At 72.8% G+C, this 22300-nt stretch carries 23 protein-coding genes; 12 read left to right on the plus strand and 11 right to left on the minus strand.

Annotated elements, in window-relative coordinates; all coding sequences use genetic code 11:
* The first annotated feature begins 14 nt into the window (after window positions 1–14).
* The 4 genes from IEZ07_RS15950 to IEZ07_RS15965 all read left to right on the plus strand — a co-directional run bounded on the left by IEZ07_RS15950 (window position 15) and on the right by IEZ07_RS15965 (window position 3373).
* Complete coding sequence (locus IEZ07_RS15950) at window positions 15–941, plus strand: LysR substrate-binding domain-containing protein (protein WP_204054439.1); 927 nt, start codon at window positions 15–17, stop codon at window positions 939–941.
* Window positions 942–1195: 254 nt separating this feature from the next.
* Entirely contained in the window at window positions 1196–2467 is a 1272-nt protein-coding gene (locus IEZ07_RS15955) for a GAF domain-containing sensor histidine kinase (RefSeq protein WP_191895472.1), read from the plus strand.
* A gap of 13 nt (window positions 2468–2480) precedes the next feature.
* Window positions 2481–3047: a GNAT family N-acetyltransferase gene (locus IEZ07_RS15960; RefSeq protein WP_191895473.1), complete on the plus strand. Its 567-nt coding sequence runs from the start codon at window positions 2481–2483 to the stop codon at window positions 3045–3047.
* A gap of 5 nt (window positions 3048–3052) precedes the next feature.
* On the plus strand, window positions 3053–3373 hold the full coding sequence (locus IEZ07_RS15965; protein WP_191895474.1) for a hypothetical protein: 321 nt from the start codon (window positions 3053–3055) through the stop codon (window positions 3371–3373).
* Between the two features lie 168 nt (window positions 3374–3541).
* Here the strand turns inward: IEZ07_RS15965 and IEZ07_RS15970 are convergent, their stop codons facing one another.
* Window positions 3542–4279 carry a class I SAM-dependent methyltransferase gene (locus tag IEZ07_RS15970; protein WP_191895475.1) on the minus strand — a complete coding sequence of 246 codons (738 nt, stop codon included), beginning with the start codon at window positions 4277–4279 and terminating at the stop codon, window positions 3542–3544.
* A 276-nt stretch (window positions 4280–4555) separates the two neighbouring features.
* Between IEZ07_RS15970 and IEZ07_RS15975 the strand changes: the two genes are divergently transcribed.
* The gene (locus IEZ07_RS15975) at window positions 4556–5575 is read left to right on the plus strand and encodes a serine hydrolase domain-containing protein (protein ID WP_191895476.1); all 1020 of its coding nucleotides are present in this window, start codon (window positions 4556–4558) and stop codon (window positions 5573–5575) included.
* A gap of 87 nt (window positions 5576–5662) precedes the next feature.
* Here IEZ07_RS15975 and IEZ07_RS15980 read toward each other — a convergent pair whose 3' ends face one another.
* Complete coding sequence (locus IEZ07_RS15980; protein WP_191895477.1) at window positions 5663–6121, minus strand: pyridoxamine 5'-phosphate oxidase family protein; 459 nt, start codon at window positions 6119–6121, stop codon at window positions 5663–5665.
* Window positions 6122–6461: 340 nt separating this feature from the next.
* On the opposite strand from IEZ07_RS15980, the gene IEZ07_RS15985 reads away from it, so the two are divergent.
* The gene (locus IEZ07_RS15985; protein ID WP_191895478.1) at window positions 6462–6884 is read left to right on the plus strand and encodes a flavin reductase family protein; all 423 of its coding nucleotides are present in this window, start codon (window positions 6462–6464) and stop codon (window positions 6882–6884) included.
* 45 nt (window positions 6885–6929) lie between these two features.
* On the opposite strand, the gene IEZ07_RS15990 is transcribed toward IEZ07_RS15985, so the two are convergent.
* From IEZ07_RS15990 to IEZ07_RS16000, 3 genes are all read right to left on the minus strand, one after another.
* Window positions 6930–7919 carry a hypothetical protein gene (locus IEZ07_RS15990; protein ID WP_191895479.1) on the minus strand — a complete coding sequence of 330 codons (990 nt, stop codon included), beginning with the start codon at window positions 7917–7919 and terminating at the stop codon, window positions 6930–6932.
* 161 nt (window positions 7920–8080) lie between these two features.
* Window positions 8081–8683, minus strand: coding sequence for a hypothetical protein (locus tag IEZ07_RS15995; RefSeq protein ID WP_191895480.1), 603 nt, complete (start codon window positions 8681–8683; stop codon window positions 8081–8083).
* Between the two features lie 149 nt (window positions 8684–8832).
* The gene (locus IEZ07_RS16000) at window positions 8833–9411 is read right to left on the minus strand and encodes a TetR/AcrR family transcriptional regulator (RefSeq protein WP_189237976.1); all 579 of its coding nucleotides are present in this window, start codon (window positions 9409–9411) and stop codon (window positions 8833–8835) included.
* 52 nt (window positions 9412–9463) lie between these two features.
* Between IEZ07_RS16000 and IEZ07_RS16005 the strand changes: the two genes are divergently transcribed.
* On the plus strand, window positions 9464–10582 hold the full coding sequence (locus IEZ07_RS16005; protein ID WP_191895481.1) for an FAD-dependent oxidoreductase: 1119 nt from the start codon (window positions 9464–9466) through the stop codon (window positions 10580–10582).
* 23 nt (window positions 10583–10605) lie between these two features.
* On the opposite strand, the gene IEZ07_RS16010 is transcribed toward IEZ07_RS16005, so the two are convergent.
* From IEZ07_RS16010 to IEZ07_RS16025, 4 genes are all read right to left on the minus strand, one after another.
* Window positions 10606–11865 carry an MFS transporter gene (locus tag IEZ07_RS16010; RefSeq protein ID WP_239320202.1) on the minus strand — a complete coding sequence of 420 codons (1260 nt, stop codon included), beginning with the start codon at window positions 11863–11865 and terminating at the stop codon, window positions 10606–10608.
* Between the two features lie 243 nt (window positions 11866–12108).
* A complete protein-coding gene (locus IEZ07_RS16015) occupies window positions 12109–15150 on the minus strand; it encodes a DEAD/DEAH box helicase (RefSeq protein ID WP_191895482.1) in 3042 nt (1013 codons plus the stop codon).
* Between the two features lie 172 nt (window positions 15151–15322).
* Window positions 15323–15529: a DUF397 domain-containing protein gene (locus tag IEZ07_RS16020; RefSeq protein ID WP_191895483.1), complete on the minus strand. Its 207-nt coding sequence runs from the start codon at window positions 15527–15529 to the stop codon at window positions 15323–15325.
* Window positions 15522–16379, minus strand: coding sequence for a helix-turn-helix domain-containing protein (locus IEZ07_RS16025; protein WP_068902196.1), 858 nt, complete (start codon window positions 16377–16379; stop codon window positions 15522–15524). Before IEZ07_RS16025 ends, IEZ07_RS16020 begins: the two co-directional genes overlap by 8 nt.
* Before the next feature lie 246 nt (window positions 16380–16625).
* Between IEZ07_RS16025 and IEZ07_RS16030 the strand changes: the two genes are divergently transcribed.
* The 3 genes from IEZ07_RS16030 to IEZ07_RS16040 all read left to right on the plus strand — a co-directional run bounded on the left by IEZ07_RS16030 (window position 16626) and on the right by IEZ07_RS16040 (window position 17577).
* Window positions 16626–16913: a hypothetical protein gene (locus IEZ07_RS16030; protein WP_191895484.1), complete on the plus strand. Its 288-nt coding sequence runs from the start codon at window positions 16626–16628 to the stop codon at window positions 16911–16913.
* A 140-nt stretch (window positions 16914–17053) separates the two neighbouring features.
* Window positions 17054–17431: an ATP-binding protein gene (locus IEZ07_RS16035; RefSeq protein WP_191895485.1), complete on the plus strand. Its 378-nt coding sequence runs from the start codon at window positions 17054–17056 to the stop codon at window positions 17429–17431.
* On the plus strand, window positions 17428–17577 hold the full coding sequence (locus IEZ07_RS16040; protein WP_191895486.1) for a hypothetical protein: 150 nt from the start codon (window positions 17428–17430) through the stop codon (window positions 17575–17577). Before IEZ07_RS16035 ends, IEZ07_RS16040 begins: the two co-directional genes overlap by 4 nt.
* 38 nt (window positions 17578–17615) lie before the next feature.
* On the opposite strand, the gene IEZ07_RS16045 is transcribed toward IEZ07_RS16040, so the two are convergent.
* Window positions 17616–18557, minus strand: coding sequence for an AraC family transcriptional regulator (locus IEZ07_RS16045; RefSeq protein ID WP_191895487.1), 942 nt, complete (start codon window positions 18555–18557; stop codon window positions 17616–17618).
* A 125-nt stretch (window positions 18558–18682) separates the two neighbouring features.
* Between IEZ07_RS16045 and IEZ07_RS16050 the strand changes: the two genes are divergently transcribed.
* Complete coding sequence (locus IEZ07_RS16050) at window positions 18683–19519, plus strand: NAD(P)H-binding protein (protein WP_191895488.1); 837 nt, start codon at window positions 18683–18685, stop codon at window positions 19517–19519.
* 88 nt (window positions 19520–19607) lie between these two features.
* Here IEZ07_RS16050 and IEZ07_RS16055 read toward each other — a convergent pair whose 3' ends face one another.
* A complete protein-coding gene (locus IEZ07_RS16055) occupies window positions 19608–20207 on the minus strand; it encodes a hypothetical protein (RefSeq protein WP_191895489.1) in 600 nt (199 codons plus the stop codon).
* A 332-nt stretch (window positions 20208–20539) separates the two neighbouring features.
* On the opposite strand from IEZ07_RS16055, the gene IEZ07_RS16060 reads away from it, so the two are divergent.
* The gene (locus IEZ07_RS16060) at window positions 20540–22210 is read left to right on the plus strand and encodes an FAD-binding dehydrogenase (protein WP_191895490.1); all 1671 of its coding nucleotides are present in this window, start codon (window positions 20540–20542) and stop codon (window positions 22208–22210) included.
* The last annotated feature ends 90 nt before the right edge of the window (window positions 22211–22300 follow it).

The raw sequence follows: 22300 nt of genomic DNA on the forward strand, positions 1-22300 counted from the left end.
GAATACTTATACGTATGACCCAGGGAATGGACGTCCACCGCCTCCTCGTCTTCCGGGAGATCGCCCGCGCCGGGTCCGTCGCGGGTGCGGCCCGCGCCCTCGGCTGGACCCAGCCCGCCGTCAGCCAGCACCTGCGCCACCTGGAGCGGCAGGCCGGGACCGCCCTGGTGCTGCGCCGTCCGCGCGGCGTGCGGCTCACCGAGGCGGGCGAGGTGCTGCTCCGCCACGCCGACGCCATCGCCGTCCGGCTGCACGCCGCCGCCGACGACCTCGCCGCCCTGGTCCAGCTGCGGGAGGGCACCGTACGGCTGGCCGCCTTCCCCTCGGCGAGCGCCACGGTCGTCCCGGCCGCGATGAGCCTGCTGGGCCGCCGCCACCCCGGGGTGGACGTACGGCTCCGCGAGGCCGAGCCCCCGGAGGCGCTCGCCCTGCTCGCCGCCGGGGAGGCCGACCTGGCCGTGACGTTCGCGCACGCCGGGCAGGAGCCGGACGAGCAGCCCGGCCTGGTCCGGACGGCCGTCGGCGAGGACCCGGTCCGGCTGGTCCTGCCACGCTCCCACCCGCACGCCGCGGGTGGCGACGAGCCGGTGGACCTGCGGACGCTGGCGGCGGAGAAGTGGATCGCGGGCTGCGAGCGGTGCGCGGCGAGCCTGCTGCGGACCTGCCGGGAGGCCGGGTTCACCCCCGACGTACGGCACGGCACCGACGACTACGTGGTGACCCAGGCGCTGATCGCCCGCGGCCTGGGCATCGGGCTGCTGCCCCGGCTCGCCCTGGAGGCCTTCACCGCCCCCGGCGTCGCCGTCCGCCCGGCCGCCGGGCTGCTCCCCCGGACCCTGCACCTGGTCCACCCCCGCGAGGCCGACCAGATCCCGGCGGTCCGCGCCGCCGTACGGGCCCTGCGCGACACGCTCGCCCCGCTCGCCCCGGCGCGCGGTTGAGCGCGAGCGCCCGGCGAGCGGGGCCAGGCGGGAAACGCGGCCGGGCAGGAAGCGCGGCCGGACCAGGGTCGCCTCCCGGCCGTGCTGGCGAGCCCGGTCATGGCGGTCGCGGTACGTGCCGCCTTCCACCTGCATGGACCGATCTGACCTGGTCTTTACCGGTCCGCCGGGGTGCGGCGCGCACCCGGCGGCCGGAACCGGGTAGGGCTTACCGGCGGGAGCCCGGCGACGGGCGAACGGGCAGGAGGCCGAAGATGACCAGGACACCGGTGGCGGCCGACGAGACCGGGCGCGTGCGGGAGCTCGACGAGCTGAACGCGCTGGAGAGTCTGCTGGAGCCGGACTTCCAGGCCATCGCCATCTCCGCCGCGCACGTCTGCCGGGCGCCGATCGCGCTGGTCAACCTGGTCGCCGAGAACCGCCAGTACGTCAAGGGCCGCGCCGGCACCGATCTGACCGGCGTGAACCCGCCGGTCCCGTTCTGCGATCTCGCCGTCGCCGAACGGGAGCTGCTGGAGATCCCCGACACCCGCGACGACCCGCGTTTCCACGACGACCCGATCGTGACCGGCCCTCCGCGGGTGCGCTTCTACGCGGGCGCCCCGATGATCAGCCGCCAGGGCAACGCCCTGGGCACGGTCTGCGTGATGGACCGCCGCCCGGACCGGCTGGACGACGCCCAGCGCCAGACCCTGCGCACTCTGGCGACCCACGCCGTCACCCTGATCGAGCTGCACGGCCGGGCCCACCACGCCGAGGAGGTCGTCCGGCGGCTGAACGCCCTGGAGCAGTTGAAGAACCAGTTCCTGACCAGGATCAACCACGAGCTGCGCACCCCGCTCACCGCGATCCGCAGCTACCTGGAACTGGTCCAGGACGGCGGCCTGGACGAGGCGACCGAGCGGCGCTTCCTGCAGGGCGTCGAACGCAACAGCGACCGCATGCTGCGCCTCGTCAACGCGTTGCTCCTGATGGCCAGTCTGAAGGCGCAGACCGCCACCTTCAGCCCGGCCCGCGTCGACCTCGCCGAGCTGGCCCGTCAGGCGGTCGAACGGTCCGCCCCGGCCGCCGAGTTCAAGCACCTGGCGCTGAACCTGCACGCCTCCGAGCGGGTGGAGGTCTGGGCCGACGTCGAGCAGCTGTGCAGCGCGCTGCTGCAGGTCCTGGACAACGCGATCAAGTTCACCGGCCGCGATGGCGCCGTCGACGTGGTCGTCGTCTCCGACCCCGCACCCGGGGTGGAGGTCCACGACACCGGCATCGGGGTGGAGTCGGACGACCTGCGGCGCGTCTTCGAGGAGTTCTACCGCGCCCCGCAGGCCGAGGAGGAGGCCGCCGAGGGCACCGGGATCGGCCTGTCCATCGTCGAGAAGATCATGGAGATGCACGGCGGCACCGCCCGGATGGAGAACGAACTGCACGACGGCGTGTGCGTCCACCTCACCCTGCCCCGGTCATCGGTTCCCCCGGCTCCCGAGGGGAGGAGCGGTGATCGTCGGCGTGCTGACACGGTCGGCCCGCAGTAGCAGAATCAGGCAGATGACGACCTCCGACCTCCCCCGTGCCGCGTTAGCCCCCTCCGTCACCGTGTCGGGGCTCGGTCTGCACCTGCGCGACTGGACCGACGAGGACCTGCCGGCGATGGCCGCGCTCTTCGACGAGCCGCAGGTGGACCGCTGGACCCCGCTCCGCTCGCCGTTCACCCTGGAGACCGCGCGGGCCTACCTCGCGCGGGCCCGGCAGGGCCGTGCCGCCGGTCTCCGCCTCCAGCTGGCGGTCACCGAGGACGGCGGGGCCCCGCTGGGCGAGGTGCTGCTCTTCCGCGCCTCCCCGGACGAGCGCGACGCGGAGCTCGGCTACGCGATCGGCGCCGCGCACCGGCGGCGGGGCCTGGCGACCCGGGCGGTCCGGCTGATGACCGACTACGCCTACGACACCCTGGCGATGGACCGCGTGCTGCTGCGCATCGCCCCGGACAACGAGGCCAGCGCCGCGGTCGCGCGCTCCGCGGGTTTCCGCCTCACCGACGACGAGCCCGTCGTCCGGGACCGCGGCGACGGCACCGTCTCCCTGCTCACCTGGCGCCACGACCGCGGCTCCGAGTGACGACGATGCAGCCCGATCGCCCGCTTCCGGCCCTGACCCGGGCCGAGCAGGACTTCCTCGATCACTACCTGCGGATCCTCGAACTCCTGGGCCGGATCAACCCGGCCTCCGCCGAGTACACCTACGCCGGGGTCACCGCCGCACAGGCGCTGGCGACGGAGGCCGCCAAGCTGCGTGACGCGCTCACGCTGATGTACGACAGGGCGGAGAAGGAGATCCACCGCGAGCCCCTCGTCCGGGCGCTGCGGATCCTGGGCGCGGAGGACCGCCTCCGCAGGCTCGCCCTCCCGGGTCCGGGTCCGGAGCCGGACCGGGGATCCGCCTGACCTCCGGCCGTTCCGTCCGGCTCGGGAGGATCGTTCCACCCGGGGAGGAGCCCTCCCGGGACGGGCCGCCCGGCCCTTCCAGGCGGCAGGTCACACGCTCCTTCGGGGCAGAGACCGCCCCGCGCCCCGGCAGGACCCGGAGCCGGGGGCAGAGGCCGCCCCGCGTCCTCAGGGCAGGACCCGGAGCCGGGGGCGGCGGCAGACCAGCACGCGGGCGGGCGGCACGTTCCGCCACACCGTACGGCTCACGACGATCTCGTCGAACCGCTCGTGCAGGCGGTGACGGAACTCCCTGGCCGCCGGGAAGAAGCTCGACGGATGCGCGGAGATGGTGGCGAACGCCGCCTCCGGCCGCATCACGGCGCAGATCTGGTCCAGGATCCGCTCCTGCTGGGACCCGTCGAACAGGGTCCACGGCAGCGCGCTGACCACCGCGTCCACCTCCCCGGCGCCGACGCCCGCCGCGTCGAGCAGCCTCCGCAGGTCGGCCGCGTCGCCCTGGACGACGTCGATCCGGGGCCGGGTGGCCCGCAGGTGCTCGGCCAGGTCCCGGTCGAGTTCGACGGCGAGATGGCGGCTCCCGGGCCGGAGCCGGTCCTGGACGGCGTCGCTGACCGGGCCCGTCCCGGCGCCGAGCTCGACCACGACGGCCTCGCGCGTGCTGGGCGTGATCGTGGCCAGCAGGCGGGCCACGCGCGCGCCGGTGGGCGCCATGGCCCCGATGGTGGAGGGCCGCTGCACGGCGGCGCCCACGAACGCCCGCACATCACCGGCACGCGTCGTGCGGTGCCCCTCCGCGGCCGTGGACTCTGCGGCCGCGGGCCCCGCGGTCGTGGGCTCCGGGGCCGTGGACGGAACCGGCGTGAGATGCCGGGCGGCTGAAGAAGGGGGCGTGGTGAACGTCATACGGCATGTCCCTCGGCAGTCTGGTGGAAAGGCGACGGCCCGTGCCACCGCCCTTACGGTGATCCCCTGCCCAGCGACGACCGGTGTACTCAATGCACGCGGGCCGGACCGGGCGGCTCGGCGTTCCCGGCGGACCCTGTGGCCTGCCTCAGTACGGGCTTCTGCGGTCAACCTCAGTTGACATGAGGGATTCGCGTCAACCAGCATTGACGCCACGGCCGGAATCGACCACTCGTCCGCCCCCGGGCCGGCCGAACCTACGGAGGAACAGCCGCGATGACCACCACGACCTCTCTCGACGGCCTCGTGCGCCGGGCCGCCGACCGGCTCGCCGCCAAGCGGCGCGGCGCCGTCGCGGTCGGCGCGATCCTCGGCGAGGAGACCGCCATGCACGGCGCCGACCCGGGCACCCTGTTCGAGATCGGCTCGATCAGCAAGACCTTCACCTCCCTGGCCCTGGCCCGGCTGGCCGTACGCGGCGAGGCCGCCCTCGACCAGCCGCTGCGCGACCTGCTGCCCGAGGGCACCGCCGTACCGCGCCGTGACGGCGGGGAGATCGAGCTGGTCCACCTGGCCTGCCACACCTCGGGCCTGCCCAAACTGCCCAGAGGGCTGCTGCCGCGCGGACTGTTCAGCTCCGACCCCTACGCCGGCTGCACGCCCGGGATGCTGCTGGAGGGGCTGGGCCGTACCCGGCTGCGCTCGGCGCCGGGGCGCCGCTTCCGCTACTCCAACCTCGGCGCCGGCCTGCTCGGCCTGGCCCTGGCCCGCCGCGCCGGCGGCGGTACGGGCTCCGGCGCCGATTACGACGAGCTCGTCCAGGCGGAGATCTGCCGGCCGCTCGGCATGGCCGACACCCGGGTGGCCCTCGACGCCGAGCGCACCGCCCGGCTGGCACCCGGCCACTCCCGCCTGGGCAGGCCCCGCCCCCGCTGGAACCTGGCCGCGCTCGCCGGAGCGGGCGGCCTGCACTCCACCGTGCCCGACCTGCTGCGGCTGGCGCGCACCCAGTTCGGCGACGCGCCGGACGGGCTCGCCGAGGCCGTGGCCCTCACCCACGCCACCGGCCACCGCATCACCGGCGGCGCGACGGTCCGCCCCGGCTGGATCGAGCTGCGGCAGCCCCCCGGCCGGGGCGAGCACCGGACCCTGTTCCACAACGGCGGCACCGGCGGCTACCGCTCCCTGCTGGCGGTCTCCCCCGAGCGCCGGGCCGCGGTCGTCGTGCTCGGCGCCGATGTGCGGTCGCCCGACCGCGTCGGCATGGACCTGCTCGCCGAACTCGCCGCCCGCTGACGGTCCCGCCGTCTCCGGCCGCCCGTGGACGGGATCCGACACCCGGTCCGCCCGCGGACGGATCCCCTCACCCCCCGGCCGCGCCGGTCAGGGGACGAGCCACCGCCCGTCGCGCATGAGGTCGCGTCCTTCGAGCTCGTTGACCTCGCGCCAGGCCTGGATCCACCGGGGGCGGACGCGGAAATAGCGGTAGGAGTCGCCGCTCTTCCTCGGGTCGAAGCCGGTCTTGGCGGCGAAGGCGTCGCCCACCTCGTCCGGGATGCCGGAGATCTCCAGCACCTGCACGGTCCCCTCGACGAGGACGACGTCCCGGGTCTGCCCGATGCCGAGGCGGACCGTGCCACCGGCCAGCAGGTTCCGGCCGGTCGGGGTGGAGCTCGACGTGGACAGCAGCAGGGTCTCGCCGTCCCAGAGGAAGGAGAGCGGCACCATGCAGGGGCTTCCGCTCTCCCCGTCCGCCGTGGCCACCCACGCGTCGACGTCGCGTTCGAACCGGTCGAGGGTGTCCTGCTTGCGCTGCTCCGGGGTGCGGGCGGGCGGGTTCATGCTGGAACGGCCTCCTGGTCGCCTTCGAAGATCGGCATCGACGCTACCCGAGCGGCGCCGGAACCCGGCCTCGGGGTGGCTCCGGGACGGCCGGTCGCGCAGCGGCCGGGGGTGTCCGCGGAGACGCAGGTCGAGGAAGGCTCCGACGTGGGCGCGGACGGTCTCCACCGAGGCGGCCTCCCGGAGGGGCGCCCGTCCCGGCACCCGTGCGCCCTTCGGATGACGCGGTCCCGGGTGGCCGGTGAGTGCGGCGTCCGATCAGCGCCAGCGGATCGCACGCCGTTCCGCCAGAGTCGGATCCCGGCCCCGGCGGACCGGGGCTCGACGAGGAAGGACGGACGTGCACAGGATCCACGAGCTGAAGGTCATGTACTTCGGTACGCCCGTGGTGCTGATCGGCTCCCGCAACGAGGACGGCACCGCCGACCTCGCCCCGATGTCCTCCGCCTGGTGGCTGGGGCGGTGCTGCATGCTGGGCCTGGACGACACCTCGCAGACGACGGCGAACCTGCTCCGCGAGCGCGAGTGCGTGCTCAACCTGCCGTCCTCGGCGATGGCGGACGCCACGGCCTTCCAGGTGGAGGTCGTGCGCGTCCACGTCGAGGAGGAGCTGATCATCCCCGGGACGGACCACATCGATCCGCTCAAGTGGGACCCGCTCATCATGAAGTTCTGCGAGTTCTTCGGCGGCGCGGGCAACCTCCGTCCCTCCAGGCTCGCCGAGGGCTGGAACATGCCCCACGGCCTCCGGCAGCCGGTGTGACCGCGGAGGCCGGGACCGTCGACCCGTGCCGGAGGGCGGAGGGGCTCACCGGCGTGACGCGTGCCCGCGGTCGCCGATCAGCAGCAGGAGCACCAGGAGGATCAGCAGGCCGGCGAGCGCGCCGAAGTGGTGCTCCAGCGCCAGCGCCCAGGGGGGCTCGGGGGACGGATACGCGGACGTGGTCGCGAACATGAAGAGCGCCCTCCACGAGCCCCAGGCGAACAAGGACCCGGAGGCCACCCAGGTCAGCAGCACGGGCACCCGGAACCGCATGCCGCTGCGCCGACGGGTCAGCGTCCACACCCCCCAGGCGGCGATCAGAGCCCACAGCCCGTCGTTCGCGGTGAGGAGGTGCCACCGGAGGTCTCCGGCGCCGGGCCGCTCAAGGCCCAGGGTGCCGCCCGCGCCCCAGTAGAGCTGCGGCAGGCCGATCACGGCGCAGACGGCCATCGCGATCCGGGCCGCCGTCACCTGCAGCGGTCCGCTCGCACCCGCCGGGGCCCCCTCCGCGTCCACCCGTCCGGCGAACGCCTCGGGCCATCTCTGCCCGGCGTAGAGGGGGGCCGCGACCGCCAGCCCGAGTGCGAACCCGGCGAAGGACAGGCCGATCAGGGGAAGCTCCCACGACGGCAGTGACGCGCTCCCCGCCGCATCCCAGTCCTCCCCCGCCAGCAGCAGCATGACGGGAAGCAGGGGGATCATCGAGACCAGGAAGCCCATGCCGATCCACGCGGGCGACAGCAGCAGCCACGCGGGGATCCGCATGCCCCACTGCTGGCCCAGCGCCAGGCCCAGCAGGATCGCCGCACCCGCCATGCCGACGGTCATGGCGTTGACCGCCGCCCAGTCCAGCGTGCTCCAGGCGCCGTCCTGGAGACCCCCGCCGCGCAGGCCGTCCACCGTCCAGAAGACCTTGATGACGAAGTACGGCAGCATCGCGAGGGCCGCGCCGTACGCCGCGACGCTCCGCGTCCTCGTCCACCGCGCCCCCGCCTCACCGATCGCCGCTCCATCTGGCGTATGCGGACTCCGCACGGTTCCTCCTCTCCGCGCGACGGCCCTCTCCCACGAGCGGGGCCAGGACCGTCTCGACGACATCCGCGGCGCGTCCCTCCGCGGCGTGGGCCGATCATCGCCGGGCTTCGCTGTGAGGACCCTGAGCGCGGCTGTGAGGACGCTGAGAACGACCCGGAGGCTCAGGCGGCGCGGAACACGACGGTCGTGGTGAACGTCGTGCCGTCGACCTGCAGCACGTAGCAGCCGGGCCCGCCGACCGTCGTCGTCCCCGGCAGATCGCTCGTCGGAGAGGTGAGCTCGGCGTAGTGGCCGCCGTGGCGCTCCTCACCGATGTAGGAGAACCTGCTGCTCGCGGTGCCCTTCCCGTCGATCCGGGCGGCCCGGACGAGGACCGGCCCGCTGTACCCCGCGCCGATCCAGCGGACCTTCTTCACGTAGGAGCCGTCGGGCCCGCGGTCGTCGGGGCGCAGTTCCAGGACGGTGCCGGCCCTGAAGTAGTCGGCGACCGGGTACACCGGCCCGTCGCCGAGCACCGCCGTCGCCACGCCGGGGCCGGACCACGGGCGCGGGGCGGTGACAGGGCATCCGCCGCCCGCCGGGATGCGCGGGATCCGGAGCGGCCGGGGCGTCAACGCCGCCGGGGACGCCGAGGCCGACGGAGACGGGGCCGGTGGAGCGGCCGGATCCCGCGGCGGCGGAGCGTCGCAGGCCGTCACGGTCGGCGCGAGCAGAACGAGCAGCGTGAGCGGCACGAGCACTGCCGCCTGCCTCGGTGCCTTCACCGGAGCCACTATCGCCCAGAACGTCCGCGCTGTCACCATCGGCGGGGGATGTCGGCCCGACCGGCCCCGTGCTCGCGTCCGGCGCCGCCGAGCCGGTCCTCGGCCGCGGATCCGGCCGCGTCCGTCCCGTCGCATGCCGTACGGCGGCTTCAGCCCGTCGTCGCGAAGCCGTGCAGCAGGGACCGGACCACCTCGTCGGGGTCGGGGAGGTCGAGGCCGAGCAGACCCCGGTAGGCGACGAGCCCGGCGAACAGGTCGGTCAGCAGCCACAGGTCGCCGTCGGGGCGGAGCTCGCCGCGCTCGATCGCCCGCTCGTAGACCACCCAGGACCGGGCCATCCGGTCGCGCATGCTCGTGCGGACCAGGTCGGCCACCACCGGGTCGCGGCCGGTCTCACCCAGGACCTGGCGGCTCAGCGCGGCGAGCCGGTCGTCCCGCCAGACGGCCAGCGTGTCGGCGACCACCTGCCTCAGGTCACCGGCGAGCGAGCCGGTGTCGGGGATGGCGACCTGCACGTCGAGCACCTGGGTCAGCGCGTCCAGCAGCAGGTCGCGCTTTGTCGGGTAACGGCGGAACACGCTGGCGCGGCCCACCCCGGCGTGCGCGGCCACCTCGTCCATCGTCATCTCCAGTCCGCGCTGGAGCAGCAGTTCCAGTACGGCGGCGCGGATCTTCGCGTCGACGGCCGGGTCCGGCCGGCGGCCTCGGGGGGACGGGGATGTCGACATATATGATACTTTCGATATCAGATACTGGGAGTATCAAGATTGAGGTGGCGTGATGAGAGTACTGGTAGCCGGTGCGGGCGTCGCCGGACTCGCCGCCGCGCGCGGCCTGGTCAGGGCGGGACACGAGGTCGAGGTGCACGAGCGGGCGCCCGCGCTGCGCACGGTGGGCGGGTCGGTGACGCTCTGGAGCGGGAGCACCGGGATCCTGCGCGACCTCGGGGTCGACCTGACCGGCGTCGGGCGGCGCATCGACGCGATGGAGTCGTGGTCGTCCGGCGGGCGGCTGCTGGTCACCGTCGACATCGCCGCCGTGGCCCGCCGCTACGGCACGCCGAACGTGCACCTGCCCCGGCAGCGGCTGGTCGAGCGCCTCGCCGACGGCCTGCCCGAGGGCACGCTGCGCTTCGGCTCCGCCTGCACGCGGGTGGACCCCGAGCGGGCCGGGCTCGTCCTCGCCGACGGGACCACGGTGAGCGGCGACGTCGTCGTGGGCGCGGACGGGCGCTCCTCGGCGGTGCGCGACCACCTGTGGGGCGCCGATCCCGCCCGGCTCACCGAGTGGGTCACCTGGCAGGGCTTCATCAGGCGCCCGCTCGACCTCGTCTCGTCCCACCGGGCCATCATGATCGTCGGCCGGGAGGGGCTCTGCGGCCTGATCCCCGCGGGCGAGGGACTGCTGCTGTGGTGGTTCGACCACCGGGTCGACCACCGCGAGCCGCCGCCCGCCTCCCCCGCCGAGGCGCTGGCCGAACGCTTCGGGAGCTGGGCCGCGCCCGTCCCCGAGGTACTCGCCGCGATCGACGGGATCGACCGCTTCACCCACCACCGCCACCGCGTGCCGAAGGTCTGGGGCCGCGGTCGCGCGACGCTCGCCGGGGACGCCGCGCACTCCATGCCCCCGACGATGGCCCAGGGCGCGAACCAGGCCCTGGAGGACGGCTGGACGCTGGCCCGCGAGCTGGACGGCCCCGGCCCGGTCACCGAACGGCTCCGCCGCTACGAGCGGATCCGCTCCCGCCGCGCCGCCCGGGCCGCCGACCTGGCGGCCACCGAGCAGACCGACAGGTACCGGCCGCCGACCCTGATGCGGCTGCTCCCCGACAAGCTGGTCACCGCGGGCTACACCGCCTGGCTCCGCCGCGTCAGCACCTACCTCGGCAGCACCGCCTGACCCTGGCCGGTGCGGTGCCGCCCTCATCCGCGGGAGGCCTCCCCGGTGAAGCCGCGCAGCTCCGGGCTGAGCACGGCCGCGGCGGCCGTCAGCCCGAGCAGCCCGCCCAGCACGACGAGCGCCGCCGCACCGCCCAGCGCCGCCGCCAGCGCCCCGCCGAGGACCGGCCCGAGCGGCTTGAACGCCATCCCGCCCGTGCTCAGGACGGCGCCCATCCGGCCGAGCATCTCCTCGGGCACCATCCGCGCGACCGCCACGTTCATCACCACGTTGAGCGAGGGCGTCGACAGGGTGACGAACACCAGCGGGACCATCGGCCACCACGCCCCCCACGGCAGCGCCGTGGCCGCCAGCGCGGCGCCGAAGACCGCCACGACGGCCGGCAGCAGCCTGCCGGGCGGCAGGAGCCTGCTGATCCGGCCCGACAGCAGCGACCCGACCAGGCCGCCGACGCCGAGGCCGGCCAGGACCGCGCCGGTGGTGAACGCGTCGCCGCCGCGCTCGCCGACGAGCACGATCAGCGGGATCAGGAACGCCCCGCCCAGCAGGTTGAGGACCATCACCGCCGCGGTGACCTCCCGCAGGCCCTTCCGGCGCCACAGCCAGGCGACGGCCTCACCCGCCTCCCGGCGCATGCCCCGCCGGGCCGGCCGCCGCCCCTCTCCGTCCTCCCCCGGGGAGGTGTCCAGCCGGTCCGTCGGGCGGCGCGGCACCTTCGCCAGCACGTAGCAGAGCGTGGCGGCGAGGAAGGTGACGGCGTCGACGACGAAGGGCACCGCCCGCCCGAGGCCGTACAGCAGGCCGCCGAGCGGGGGGCCGATCAGCCCGGCGGCGTGGGTGCGGGCCTCCTCCTGCGCGTAGGCGGCGTGCAGCTGGCCCGGTGGAACGATCCCGCGGATCGCGGTGTCCTGGACGGGGCCGATGAACGCGGCGCACAGCCCGTCGATCACCGCCAACGCGACGAAGTGCCAGGCCTGCGCCCGGCCGGTGAGGATCAGCGCCGCCAACAGCGCCGAGACGACCGCCTGGCACCCCTGAGCGGTGACCAGCGTGCGGCGGCGGTCCCACCGGTCCACCCAGACGCCGGCGGGCATCTGGACCAGGACGAAGGCGACGGTGCGGGCCCCCGCGACGACGCCCGCCAGCCCCGGCGAACCGGTGAGCGCCAGCACCAGCAGCGGCATGGCGAGCCGGGTGAGCTCCGACCCCAGCTGGGAGACGGCGCTGCCGAGCCACAGCAGTTGAAAGCGCACGTTCCTGCGCAGCGGGACGATGTCGGTCACGAAGTGTCTTCCTCGACTGCCGGAGCACTGTTCGCCCAGTCGGAGGCGTCGCCTCCGGCCAGGGGATCCCGCGCCGACGGGCTGTCCGGCGCGGAGTCTATCTCCTCACCCACAGGATCTTCGAGAGCGACGCCTTCGGCCGCGGCCGGTGGCTTACAGCCTGCGCGAGGTCCGCTACCGGGAGAACCACCGCGAGGAGCGGCGTCCGGACGACATCGCCTTCGACACCGGCCTCTGGAGGGATCAGGTGGTGAGGAGACTCGCCTGGTGGAAGACGTCGGCGGGTAGCGGGCGGTCGAGTTCCCACAGGATCTGCATCGGCCGGTCGCCCTCGGAGGAGACGAAGGTCATCGTCCCGGCGTAGAGGAACGGCGGTGCGCCGAGCGAGCCGTCCGGGGTCTTCGTCTCGCGCAGGAACAGGTGCACCGTCGAGCCACCGGTGACGTACCGCTGTCCGGTCGCCGAACCGGTGCGGGTCGTGCTCTGGGACTCCCAGTGGAAGAGCGTGGGACTGATCGCCCGGTCGTTGTACATGTTCGTGGGCGAGAATCCCTCGGTCTTGCGCAAGGTCACGAAGAAGACATCGGCTCCCGCCTCCGGCACCCACTTCACCCCCTCACGGACGTTGCCCGGACGGTCGATTCCGAACGCCGCCAGGGCCTCGTTCTTGGTGTAGCGGGCGTGAACCCGTAACGGCAGGCCACCGGCGGCATGGGTGACCCGGTGCATGCGCTCTTCCAGCACCGAGGCCACCTCTCGAAGCTCTTCGCGCCGTTCCGGATGGGCGTCCAGAAGCCGCAGGACCGCGTCCCCGGAATCGAACGGCACATCTCCTCCGACCAGTGCGACGTGCAGCATCGCGAGCAGACGCGGATCCTCCATGACGCCGTCACGCAGGTACGCCAGCCGTACGGGGTCGTCCACATGGAGCAGGCGCCCGATCGCACGGCCCAGTTTCCGGTCGGCATCGTCCTCGGGCGCGGAACGACCCTGGGCCAGGCGGCGCAACTCGGTCCATCCGCCCTTCCCCGACCGGTAGAGGTCCTCCAGCTCGTGACCGGTCTCGGCGAGGAACTCCGCGAGAGAAGCCTCAGGCATCGACTTCAGGTCGGCGGCCAGGTCCTTCCATGACACCCGGATGGCTCGGCGCACGTTGTCGAGGACCATCTCGGTCACCACGTCGTCAAGCTGGAGGTGGCAGCCCGCGGGCAGCGGCGGGTTGGGCAGCACGTCGGGAAGCCTCCGCCTCGGCACTCCGGTGAGAGCACGCAGCCGGAGGTCGAAGCGGAACTCCGCGCGCTGGTGACCGACGAAGTCCAAGACCGTGAGACACGTCTTGCCCGGGTCGCGACGCAGTCCTCGACCGAGTTGCTGGAGGAAGATCGTGACGCTCTCGGTGGGACGCAGGAAAAGGACCGTGTCCACTTCGGGGATGTCCACGCCCTCGTTGAACAGGTCGGCGGTGAACAGCACGTTGACTTCTCGATCTATCAGCCGTCTCACGGCCTGCGTCCGTTCGTCGGGCGAGGTCTCACCGGTCACGGCCAGGGCGGGGATGCCGTGGCGGGTGAACTGCTCCGCCATGAACCGGGCGTGCTGAACCCCCACGCAGAACCCCAGGGCACGCATGCCCCCGGGGTCGGCGATCTTGTCCTGTACGGCCTGGAGGATGAGTCGGACCCGAGCGTGGTTGCCGGTGTAGAGCTGGTTGAGGGCGGCCTCGTCGTACCTGCCGCGCCGCCACGCCACGGCGGCCAGGGAGACCTCATCGTGGATGCCGAAGTAGTGGAACGGAGCGAGATGCTGCTGTTCGAGGGCCTGCCAGAGGCGGAGCTCGTAGGCGATCCGGTCATCGAAGAACTCCGTGACGACGTTGATGCCGTCAGACCGTTCGGGGGTGGCGGTCAGACCGAGGAGGTAGCGAGGTCGGAGATGCTCCAGCAGACGGCGGTAAGTCGGGGCGTCGGCGTGGTGGAACTCGTCCACGATCACCATGTCGAACCGGGAGGGGTCGATCTCATCGACGATGTTCTTCAGCGACTGGACCGAGGCGAAGACGTGTCTCCACTTCTTCGGTCGCTCACCACGGACCAGCCGCTCACCGAACGTCCCATCGCGGAGAACCTGTCGGAAGGTCGCGCGGCTCTGCTGGAGGATGCTCTCCCGGTGCGCGACGAACAGCAGGCTGTCCGCCTTGCCCTCGGAACGCAACCGCCGGTAGTCGAGCGCGGCGACCACGGTCTTCCCGGTGCCGGTGGCCATCACGACGAGATTGCGCGTGCGGCCGTGCACTTCACGTTCAGCCGCCAGTTCTTCCAACGCTTCTGCCTGGTACCAGCGCGGTAGCACGTCTAGCGCGGCGATCTCCAACGGCAGATCGGCCGGTCCTGCCCCGCCTTCCCTACGAAGCGCTTCGGCCAGCCGGGAGCCGTCGCGTTCCGGGTCGTAACTCTCGAAGGCGGGGTCGGCCCAGTACTGCTCGAAGGTTGCGGTGAACGTCGAGAGAAGGTGGGTCTGCTCCACCTCCGTGAGCCGTACGTTCCATTCGAGGCCGTCGAGTTGCGCGGCCTTGGAAAGGTTCGACGAGCCGACGTACGCGGTCGAGAACCCGGAGAGCCGGTGGAACATCCACGCCTTGGCATGGAGCCTGGTGCTGTGCGTCTCGTAGGAGATCTTGACCTGCGCGCCCAGAGCCACCAGTCGGTCCAGCGCCACACGATCGGTGGCACCGATGTAGGTGGTCGTGATGACCCGCAGTTCACCACCCCTGGCGATGAACTCCTTGATCGGTTCTTCGATGAGGCGCAGGCCGTACCACTTGATGAAGGCGCAGATCAGATCCACCCGATCGGCGGTCGCGAATTCGCGCATGACCTCGGTGCCGATGCTCGGTTGATCCCGCCCGTTGACCAGGAGCGCACTGGTGGCCAGCGGTATCCGTGGCCGGACCAGCGGCTCCGGTCGGCCCGGCGCACCTGATGGTTGCCGCACGGCGGTGAGCAGCTGACCGGGCTGGGCGACCCGTTCGCCTCCGTCCTCCGGGTCGAGGAACTCCTCGATGATCAACTCGGCGATGCGGTTGGCCCGGTCGATCTGTTCCTCGGAGGTTTTGGCGGCACGCAACGCATGCCGAGCCAGGCCGGCGAGATGCCTGATCAGATAGTCCTCGGCCGCCCCGTCCTCGATCCGGCTCTTCTCCACCAGCTCGTCTGCGACCACACTCAGACGGCGGCCGAGCGCCTGGGTGATGATCTTCTCGTACGCACCGGGCGCGAGATCACTCATAGGTCAGAACCCTAGACATCCTCCCCGGCATCCGGCGGAGGACACAGCGTCCGGGATGCGTCGTCTTGTCGGATGCCCGGCCCCTGATTCGGGACGGGAATCGCTGCCGGGCCGGTCTGCTCCGGCGGCTGTCTCCATCTGCGATGCATCACCGTCGTCGACCGACCGGATTTCAGGGACGCGCCTCGAACTCGCCGTTCTTGACGCCGCCGGTGAACGCCCTCCACTGGTCCGGGGAGAACGTCAGGACCGGGCCGTCGGGGTCCTTGCTGTCGCGGACGGCGATGAGGCCGGGGAGGTTGTCGGCCACCTCGACGCAGTTGTTGCCGCTGCCGCTCAGGCTGCTCTTGCGCCAGACGGCGCCCGACAGATCAGTCACGGGGAAGACGCTCCTTCGCCTCGACGATCAGCCCCACGGAGTCCTCCGGGGACAGAGCCACCTCGCAGATGCGGGCGAAGGCCAGACTATAGCGATCCACCTGCTCCGAGCTCTCGACGTATATGTCACCCGCCGTGCCCTCCACGTAGGCGACGTCGGGGTCGATCTCCTCGGGGAAGGACAGGACGGTGAACGCTCCCTCCAGGCCCGCGTGCGCTCCGGCGCTGTACGGCAGTATGCGGATCGTCACGTTGGGCCGCCGGGCGGCGGCCAGCAGCGCCTCCAGCTGTTCCCGCATCGTCTCCCGGCCGCCGATCGGACGGCGGACGACCCCTTCGTCCAGCACCGCGTGGAGCTCCGGCGCGTCCGGTCGGCTGAGCAGCGTGCGCCGGGCCATGCGGGCCATGACCCGGCGCTGGATGTCATCGGCGTTGTGCGGTTCCGGCCGCCCGGCCCTGATGACCGTGCGCGCGTACTCCTCGGTCTGCAGGAGGCCGGGGACGAGCTGCACCTCCCACTGGCGGATCAACGCCGCCTCGTCTTCGAGCCCGATGTAGGAGCCGGTGAACACGTCCGCGTAGGCCGTCCACCATCCCCGCTGACGGGCCTCCTTGGCGAGCTGGAGCAGTCCGGCGCGGGCCGACGAGCCGACGCCGTACAGGTCGCAGATGCTCGCGACGTCGGTGAGACCGGCGCGGGTGCGGCCGGTCTCGATGCGGCTCACCTTGCTGCGGCTCCATCCCAGGCGCGCCGCGGCGTCCTCGGGGCGCAACCCGCTCTCTTCCCGCATCCTGCGCAGCTCACGGGCGAGGCGCCTCAGCCGGACCGTGGGGCTGTGGGTCGGTGACATGTGGTCAGTGTGCCGAAGGAGCCCACTCTCCGCGCCTGAATGCACGACCCGAACAGAATCTGCACAGTGCATTGACATCATGCACAGAGCAAATCATCATGGCCGTGACGTCACCGTGCGCTACAAGCCATCACTGAAAGTCAGAAAAACTCAGAAAAACATGGACATAGCGCACGCTGGTCCTCCTTTCGCTCCACGTCGCGCAGACCACGTCCGCAGTACGGCCCGCTCCGGAGGTTCGACACGATGAGTACGCACAATCCGCAGGCGCAGTTCATCCACCTCCTGCGACTGGGGTGGGATCTGCGGACCCTCGGGGTCGGCACCGCGCTCGTCCTCCCCGTCACCGGCCGACCGGTGCTGGAGGTCATGTCCGGCGGCGAGACGCGCGTCCGGATCACCGCCGTACGGCGGGGCCGCGAGTGGGTGTTCACCTGGCGGCCCTGGTGGGCGCGGTGCTGGCGGCGGGGTGCCTCGGTCTGCGCCGAGGCGGACAACGCGGCGGACATAATCGTCGCGGAGGTGATCGCATGAGTGCACCACAGCGGGTCCGACCGGAGGAGCCCGGTGGAGTCGGCGGGACCCGGCGATCGGGTGAAACCTCGGGGACGCGGAAACCCGACGAGGCACGCTATGCCGTACTCGAAGTGCTCCGGCGCCGTGAGTTCCCCGGCGTGCCCGCATCCGTGGCTGAGGCCCGCGCGTGGGCGCGGGACCTGCTGACCGGGCAGGTCTCCGGTGACACCCTCGACGTCGCGCTGCTCCTGCTCAGCGAGGTGTTCACCAACTCCGTGGTGCACTCCGACTCCGGCCGCGTCCCGGGCGGGACGGTGACCGTCTACCTCGGAGCCCTCGACGGCCTGGCCCACGTCGAGGTGATCGACGACGGGTCGGCCACGACGATGCCCTTCCTCCGCGCCGCGACCCCCGACGGCGAGAACGGGCGTGGCCTGGCCCTGGTGGACCTGCTGGCCGCGAAGTGGAGCGTCCACCACGACGAGGAGACCGGCACCGCGGTCTGGTTCCAGGTCTGCGAGGAGACAGCGATATGAGGCTGACCACCGTGTTCGCCGAGGCTTCGGCCCCCGAAACCGTACAGCGGAAGCCGTCGTTCATCGGCCGGGGAGCCTCTGGACGCGGCGATGTCTCCGAACGGCATGACGAACTGCTCCGGGAGGGGCTGGATCGTCCTTCGTGACGGCGGTCCCGGAGGGGCTGCGGGCCGGTGCGCCGCGGCTACGCGCCGACGGCCGTAACCTCCTTGCGGTACGCGGTGGGGCTCATGCCCCGGACCCGTTTGAAGGCCGTGCTGAAGCCGAAGGCGTCGGCGTAGCCGACCCGGCGGGCCACCGAGTCGACCGTGGTGGCCGGTTCGGTGAGCAGGTCGGCGGCGAGCGCCATCCGCCACTCGGTCAGGTACGCCAGCGGCGGCTCGCCCACCAGCTCGGTGAAGCGCTTGGCCAGCGTGGTGCGGGAGACCCTCGCCTCCGCGGCCAGGGAGGTGAGCGTCCACGGCCGGTCCGGCGCCTCGTGCATGGCGCGCAGCGCCGGGCCCGCCACGTCGTCGCCGAGCGCGCGGTACCAGGCGGGCGGGACGGACTCGGGCCGGTCGAACCACTCCCGCAGCGTGCAGACCAGCAGCCAGTCCAGCAGGCGGTCCAGCACGATCTGCCGGCCCGGCCGCTCTGCGGCGAGCTGCGTCTCGAAGTAGTCGCGCAGCGGTCCGCAGTCGTGGTGGTCCGCCACCACGACCACCGGCGGCAACACCCGCAGCAGCCGCCGGGGCACCTCGCCCCGGACGTGGTACGCCCCGGCCATCAGCACCGTCCGGCCGTCCAGCTCCCCGCGCCCGCCCGACCCTCCACGGCCGCCCTGTTCCCGGCCGCAGCGCACGTCGAGCGGCGGGTGCGGCCGCGCGGCGGCCCCGGGATCGTCGGCGAACACGAAGGGCTCCGGCCCGCGCACGATCGCCACCTCGCCCAGCCGTACGGCGTGCGGCCGCCCGCCGTCTCCCCCGTCGCCCGGCGGGATGATCCAGCCCTCCCCGCGCAGCGGCACGCACAGCGTCATGGAGGCGCCGTCGGTGAAGCGCAGCGCCCACGGCGGCGACAGCACCGACCGGCCGAAGACGGCGCCGTCGGCGCGCACGCCCCGGAGCAGATCGTCGAACGGGTCCATGACCGTCACCATAAGCCCGCCGTACGGCCCGCACACCGCGTGGAAGCCCCGGACGGACGATCGCGCATGCACGCCGTACGGACGGCCATGTCCCGGGGCCGGCGCCGGGCGGTTGACTCGGCGGCATGACGACGACACATGCGGATCGGATCCTCGTACTGGGCGGCACCGGCAAGACCGGGCGGCGGGTGGTGCGGCGGCTCAGGGAGGCGGGCGTGGCCGTGCGGGCGGCGTCCCGCTCGGGCGAGGTGCGGTTCGACTGGTCCGAGCCGGACAGCTGGGCCGCCGCGTTGGAGGGCTCCTCGGCGGTGTACCTCGTCGCGCCGGAGGACCCCGCGCCCGTCCACGACTTCGTCAAGCGGGCGGTGGACGCGGGCGTCCGCCGGTTCGTGGCCCTGTCCGGGCGGGGCATCGAGCACGTGACCGGCGACTTCGGGCAGGGGATGGTCGCCGCCGAGCAGGCCGTACGCGGCTCGGGCGTGGAGTGGACGATCATTCAGCCGAACAACTTCGACCAGAACTTCGACGAGGACCTGTGGCTGGAACCGCTGCGGGCCGGGCGGCTGGCCCTGCCGATCGGGGACGTGCCGGAGCCGTTCGTCGACGTCGAGGACGTGGCGGAGGTCGCGGCGGCGCTGCTGACGGAGGACGGGCACGCCGGGCGGGTGTACGAGCTGTCCGGGCCGCGCGCGCTGACCTTCGCCGAGGCGGCGGAGACGATCGGGCGGGCGGCGGGCCGGACGATCGGGTACGTGGAGCTGACCCCGGAGGAGTACCACCGGGAACTGCTCGGCCAGGGCTATCCGGAGGCCGCCGTCCGGATGCTCGGGGCGCTGTTCGAGGTGCACCGGGGCGGGCATCTCGCCGGGGTCGCCGACGGGGTGCGGCAGGTGCTCGGCCGCGAGCCGGCCTCCTTCGAGGACTACGCCGCCCGGGCCGCCGCCGCCGGCGCCTGGTCCTGACCCGGCGGGACGCGGCCTCCTCGCCGGAGGCCGCGGCGCCGTACGTCGTGCGGATCGTTCTGCCGGGGGCCCGGCCGGGCGGGCCCGGCTAGACGCCGAGGGCGGGCGGGACGAGGCCGGGCATCGCGGGGACGTTGCCGTCCATCGGGGCGAACGGGCTGCCCTGTCCGCCCTGGCCCAGCGGGGATCCCGGGAATCCCCAGTTCTGGCGGCCCTCGCAGCCGTGGGTGCCCTCGGCGTAGGCCGGCATGGTCCCGTCCACGCTGTAGATCATGCCGGTGTAGCGGACGCACCTGCCTTCCGTCGTCAGCTTGACGGGCCCGGCGTAGTACCGGTACTTGCCCTGCATCGCCTGGTTGTAGCCGCGTCCGCCGCCGTTCTCCGAGTCGACCTCCAGGGCCACCTGGGTCGTCGTGGCGGTGCCGAGGGACGTCGCCTTCATGGTGAGCACGCAGTGCTGCCTGGTGTCGGCGTTGTACAGCAGGTAGAGGTAACCGACGACCCCTCCGGGGAAGCCCGCCCGCATCGGGCGGACGCCCCCGGGGACCTTCTTGAAGCCGGAGCCGCACACCGCCTCGGGCTTGTAGGGGTTCGTCACCGCCGAGGCCGCCTGGGCGGGAACCACGGTGAAGGCGGCAGCGGCGGCGGCCAGCGCCGCCAGAGCGGCTTTCTTCTTGACGAGTCTCATCATCGATATCCCCCGAATATGACGCCGGAGATTCCCGTTACCAGTGCGGAAATCCTTTTCATGATCAATCGAGGGCTCCGGAAAGGCAAGGACATCCGTGCAAAAAACCCGCATCCCTTCATTCACCCCGCCCCTAAATGGGAAGAAACATATACAGGTGGATAATTCACATTAATAGCGGATCGAGCCCTACGAGAGCGACGGCCTGCGCGGAGGGGGGCGGCCGCGCCCGGGACCACTGGTCGGAGCTCCCGCAGAGCGAATACGGTGGCGCCCATCGGTACCCGATGTCCCGGAATGTCCGGCGACATCCGGCAGTGAGGAGCACCCCCATGGACGCGGACGTCATCGTCGTCGGCGCGGGCCTGGCCGGTCTGGTGGCCGTCCACGAGCTGACCGCGGCGGGCAGGAAGGTCGTCCTGGTCGACCAGGAGAACGCCGCCAACCTCGGCGGGCAGGCGTTCTGGTCCTTCGGCGGCCTGTTCCTGGTCGGCACGCCCGAGCAGCGCCGCCTGGGGGTCAGGGACTCCTTCGAACTGGCGTGGAGCGACTGGACGGGCAGCGCCGGGTTCGACCGCCTGGACGACGAGGACGCCTGGGCCGTCAAGTGGGCGCGCGCCTACGTGGAGTTCGCCGCCGGGGAGAAGCGGTCGTGGCTGGCCGGGCACGGCATCACGTTCCTGCCGACCGTCGGGTGGGCCGAGCGCGGCGCCCTGCGCGCCGGCGGGCACGGCAACTCCGTGCCCCGCTTCCACATCGCCTGGGGCACGGGCACCGGCGTGGTCGAGCCGTTCGTCCTGTCCGTGCACCGGGCCGCCGCGGCCGGACTGGTCCGCTTCCACCACCGGCACCGGGTCGACGAGCTGGTCATGACCGACGGCGCCGTCACCGGGGTGCGGGGCACGGTGCTGGCCGACGACGACTCCCCCCGCGGGGTCGCCTCCAACCGCGACGCGGTCGGCGAGTTCGAGCTGAGCGCCCAGGCGGTGATCGTCACGACCGGCGGGATCGGCGCCGACCACGACCGCGTGCGGCGCCACTGGCCCGAGCGGCTCGGCCGGCCCCCGGCGCACATGGTCACCGGCGTCCCGGCCTACGTCGACGGGCGGATGCTCGACATCGCCGAGGGCGCCGGAGTACGGCTGGTCAACCGCGACCGCATGTGGCACTACACCGAGGGCCTGCACAACTGGGACCCGATCTGGCCCGGGCACGGCATCCGCATCCTGCCCGGCCCGTCGTCGCTGTGGTTCGACGCCCTCGGCCGGCGGCTGCCCGAGCCGTGCCTGCCCGGCTACGACACGCTGGGCACGCTGAAGCACCTGCGCACCACCCCGGACATCGCCGGCCACGACCATTCCTGGTTCATCCTCAACCAGCGGATCATCACCAAGGAGTTCGCGCTCTCGGGCTCGGAGCAGAACCCCGACATCACCGCCAAGGACCGCAGGGCGTTCCTGCGCTCCCGCGTCCTCGGCAAGGGCGCGCCCGCGCCGGTGGAGGCGTTCAAGCGGAACGGCGCCGACTTCGTGGTGGCCCGCACCCTGGAGGAGCTGGTGGAGCGGATGAACGGGCTCACCGACGAGCCGCTGCTCGACGCCGCCGCGATCCGCGCCCAGATCGAGGCCCGCGACCTGCAGGTCGCCAACCCCTACGGCAAGGACGTCCAGGTCCAGGGCATCCGCAACGCCCGCCGCTACGTCGGCGACCGCCTCGGCCGCGCCGTCCCCCCGCACCGGATCCTCGACCCGGCGGCCGGGCCGCTGATCGGCGTGAAGCTGCACATCCTCACCCGCAAGACCCTCGGCGGGATCCAGACCGACCTCGACTCCCGCGCCCTGGACCGGGACGGGCAGCCGGTCCCCGGGCTGTACGCCGCCGGAGAGGTCGCCGGGTTCGGCGGCGGCGGGGTGCACGGCTACAACGCCCTGGAGGGGACGTTCCTGGGCGGCTGCCTGCTGTCCGGCCGTACCGCGGGCCGCGCCGCCGCCCGGCGGATCTGACCCGGCGGCCCGGCCCGGCGGCTCCGACCCGGAGGCCCGGAAGCGGAGGCCCGGAAGCGGAGGAGAGATCCCCGACGCACCGCACGGTCC

Source organism: Planomonospora parontospora (assembly GCA_014647935.1).
Lineage (GTDB): Bacteria > Actinomycetota > Actinomycetes > Streptosporangiales > Streptosporangiaceae > Planomonospora > Planomonospora parontospora.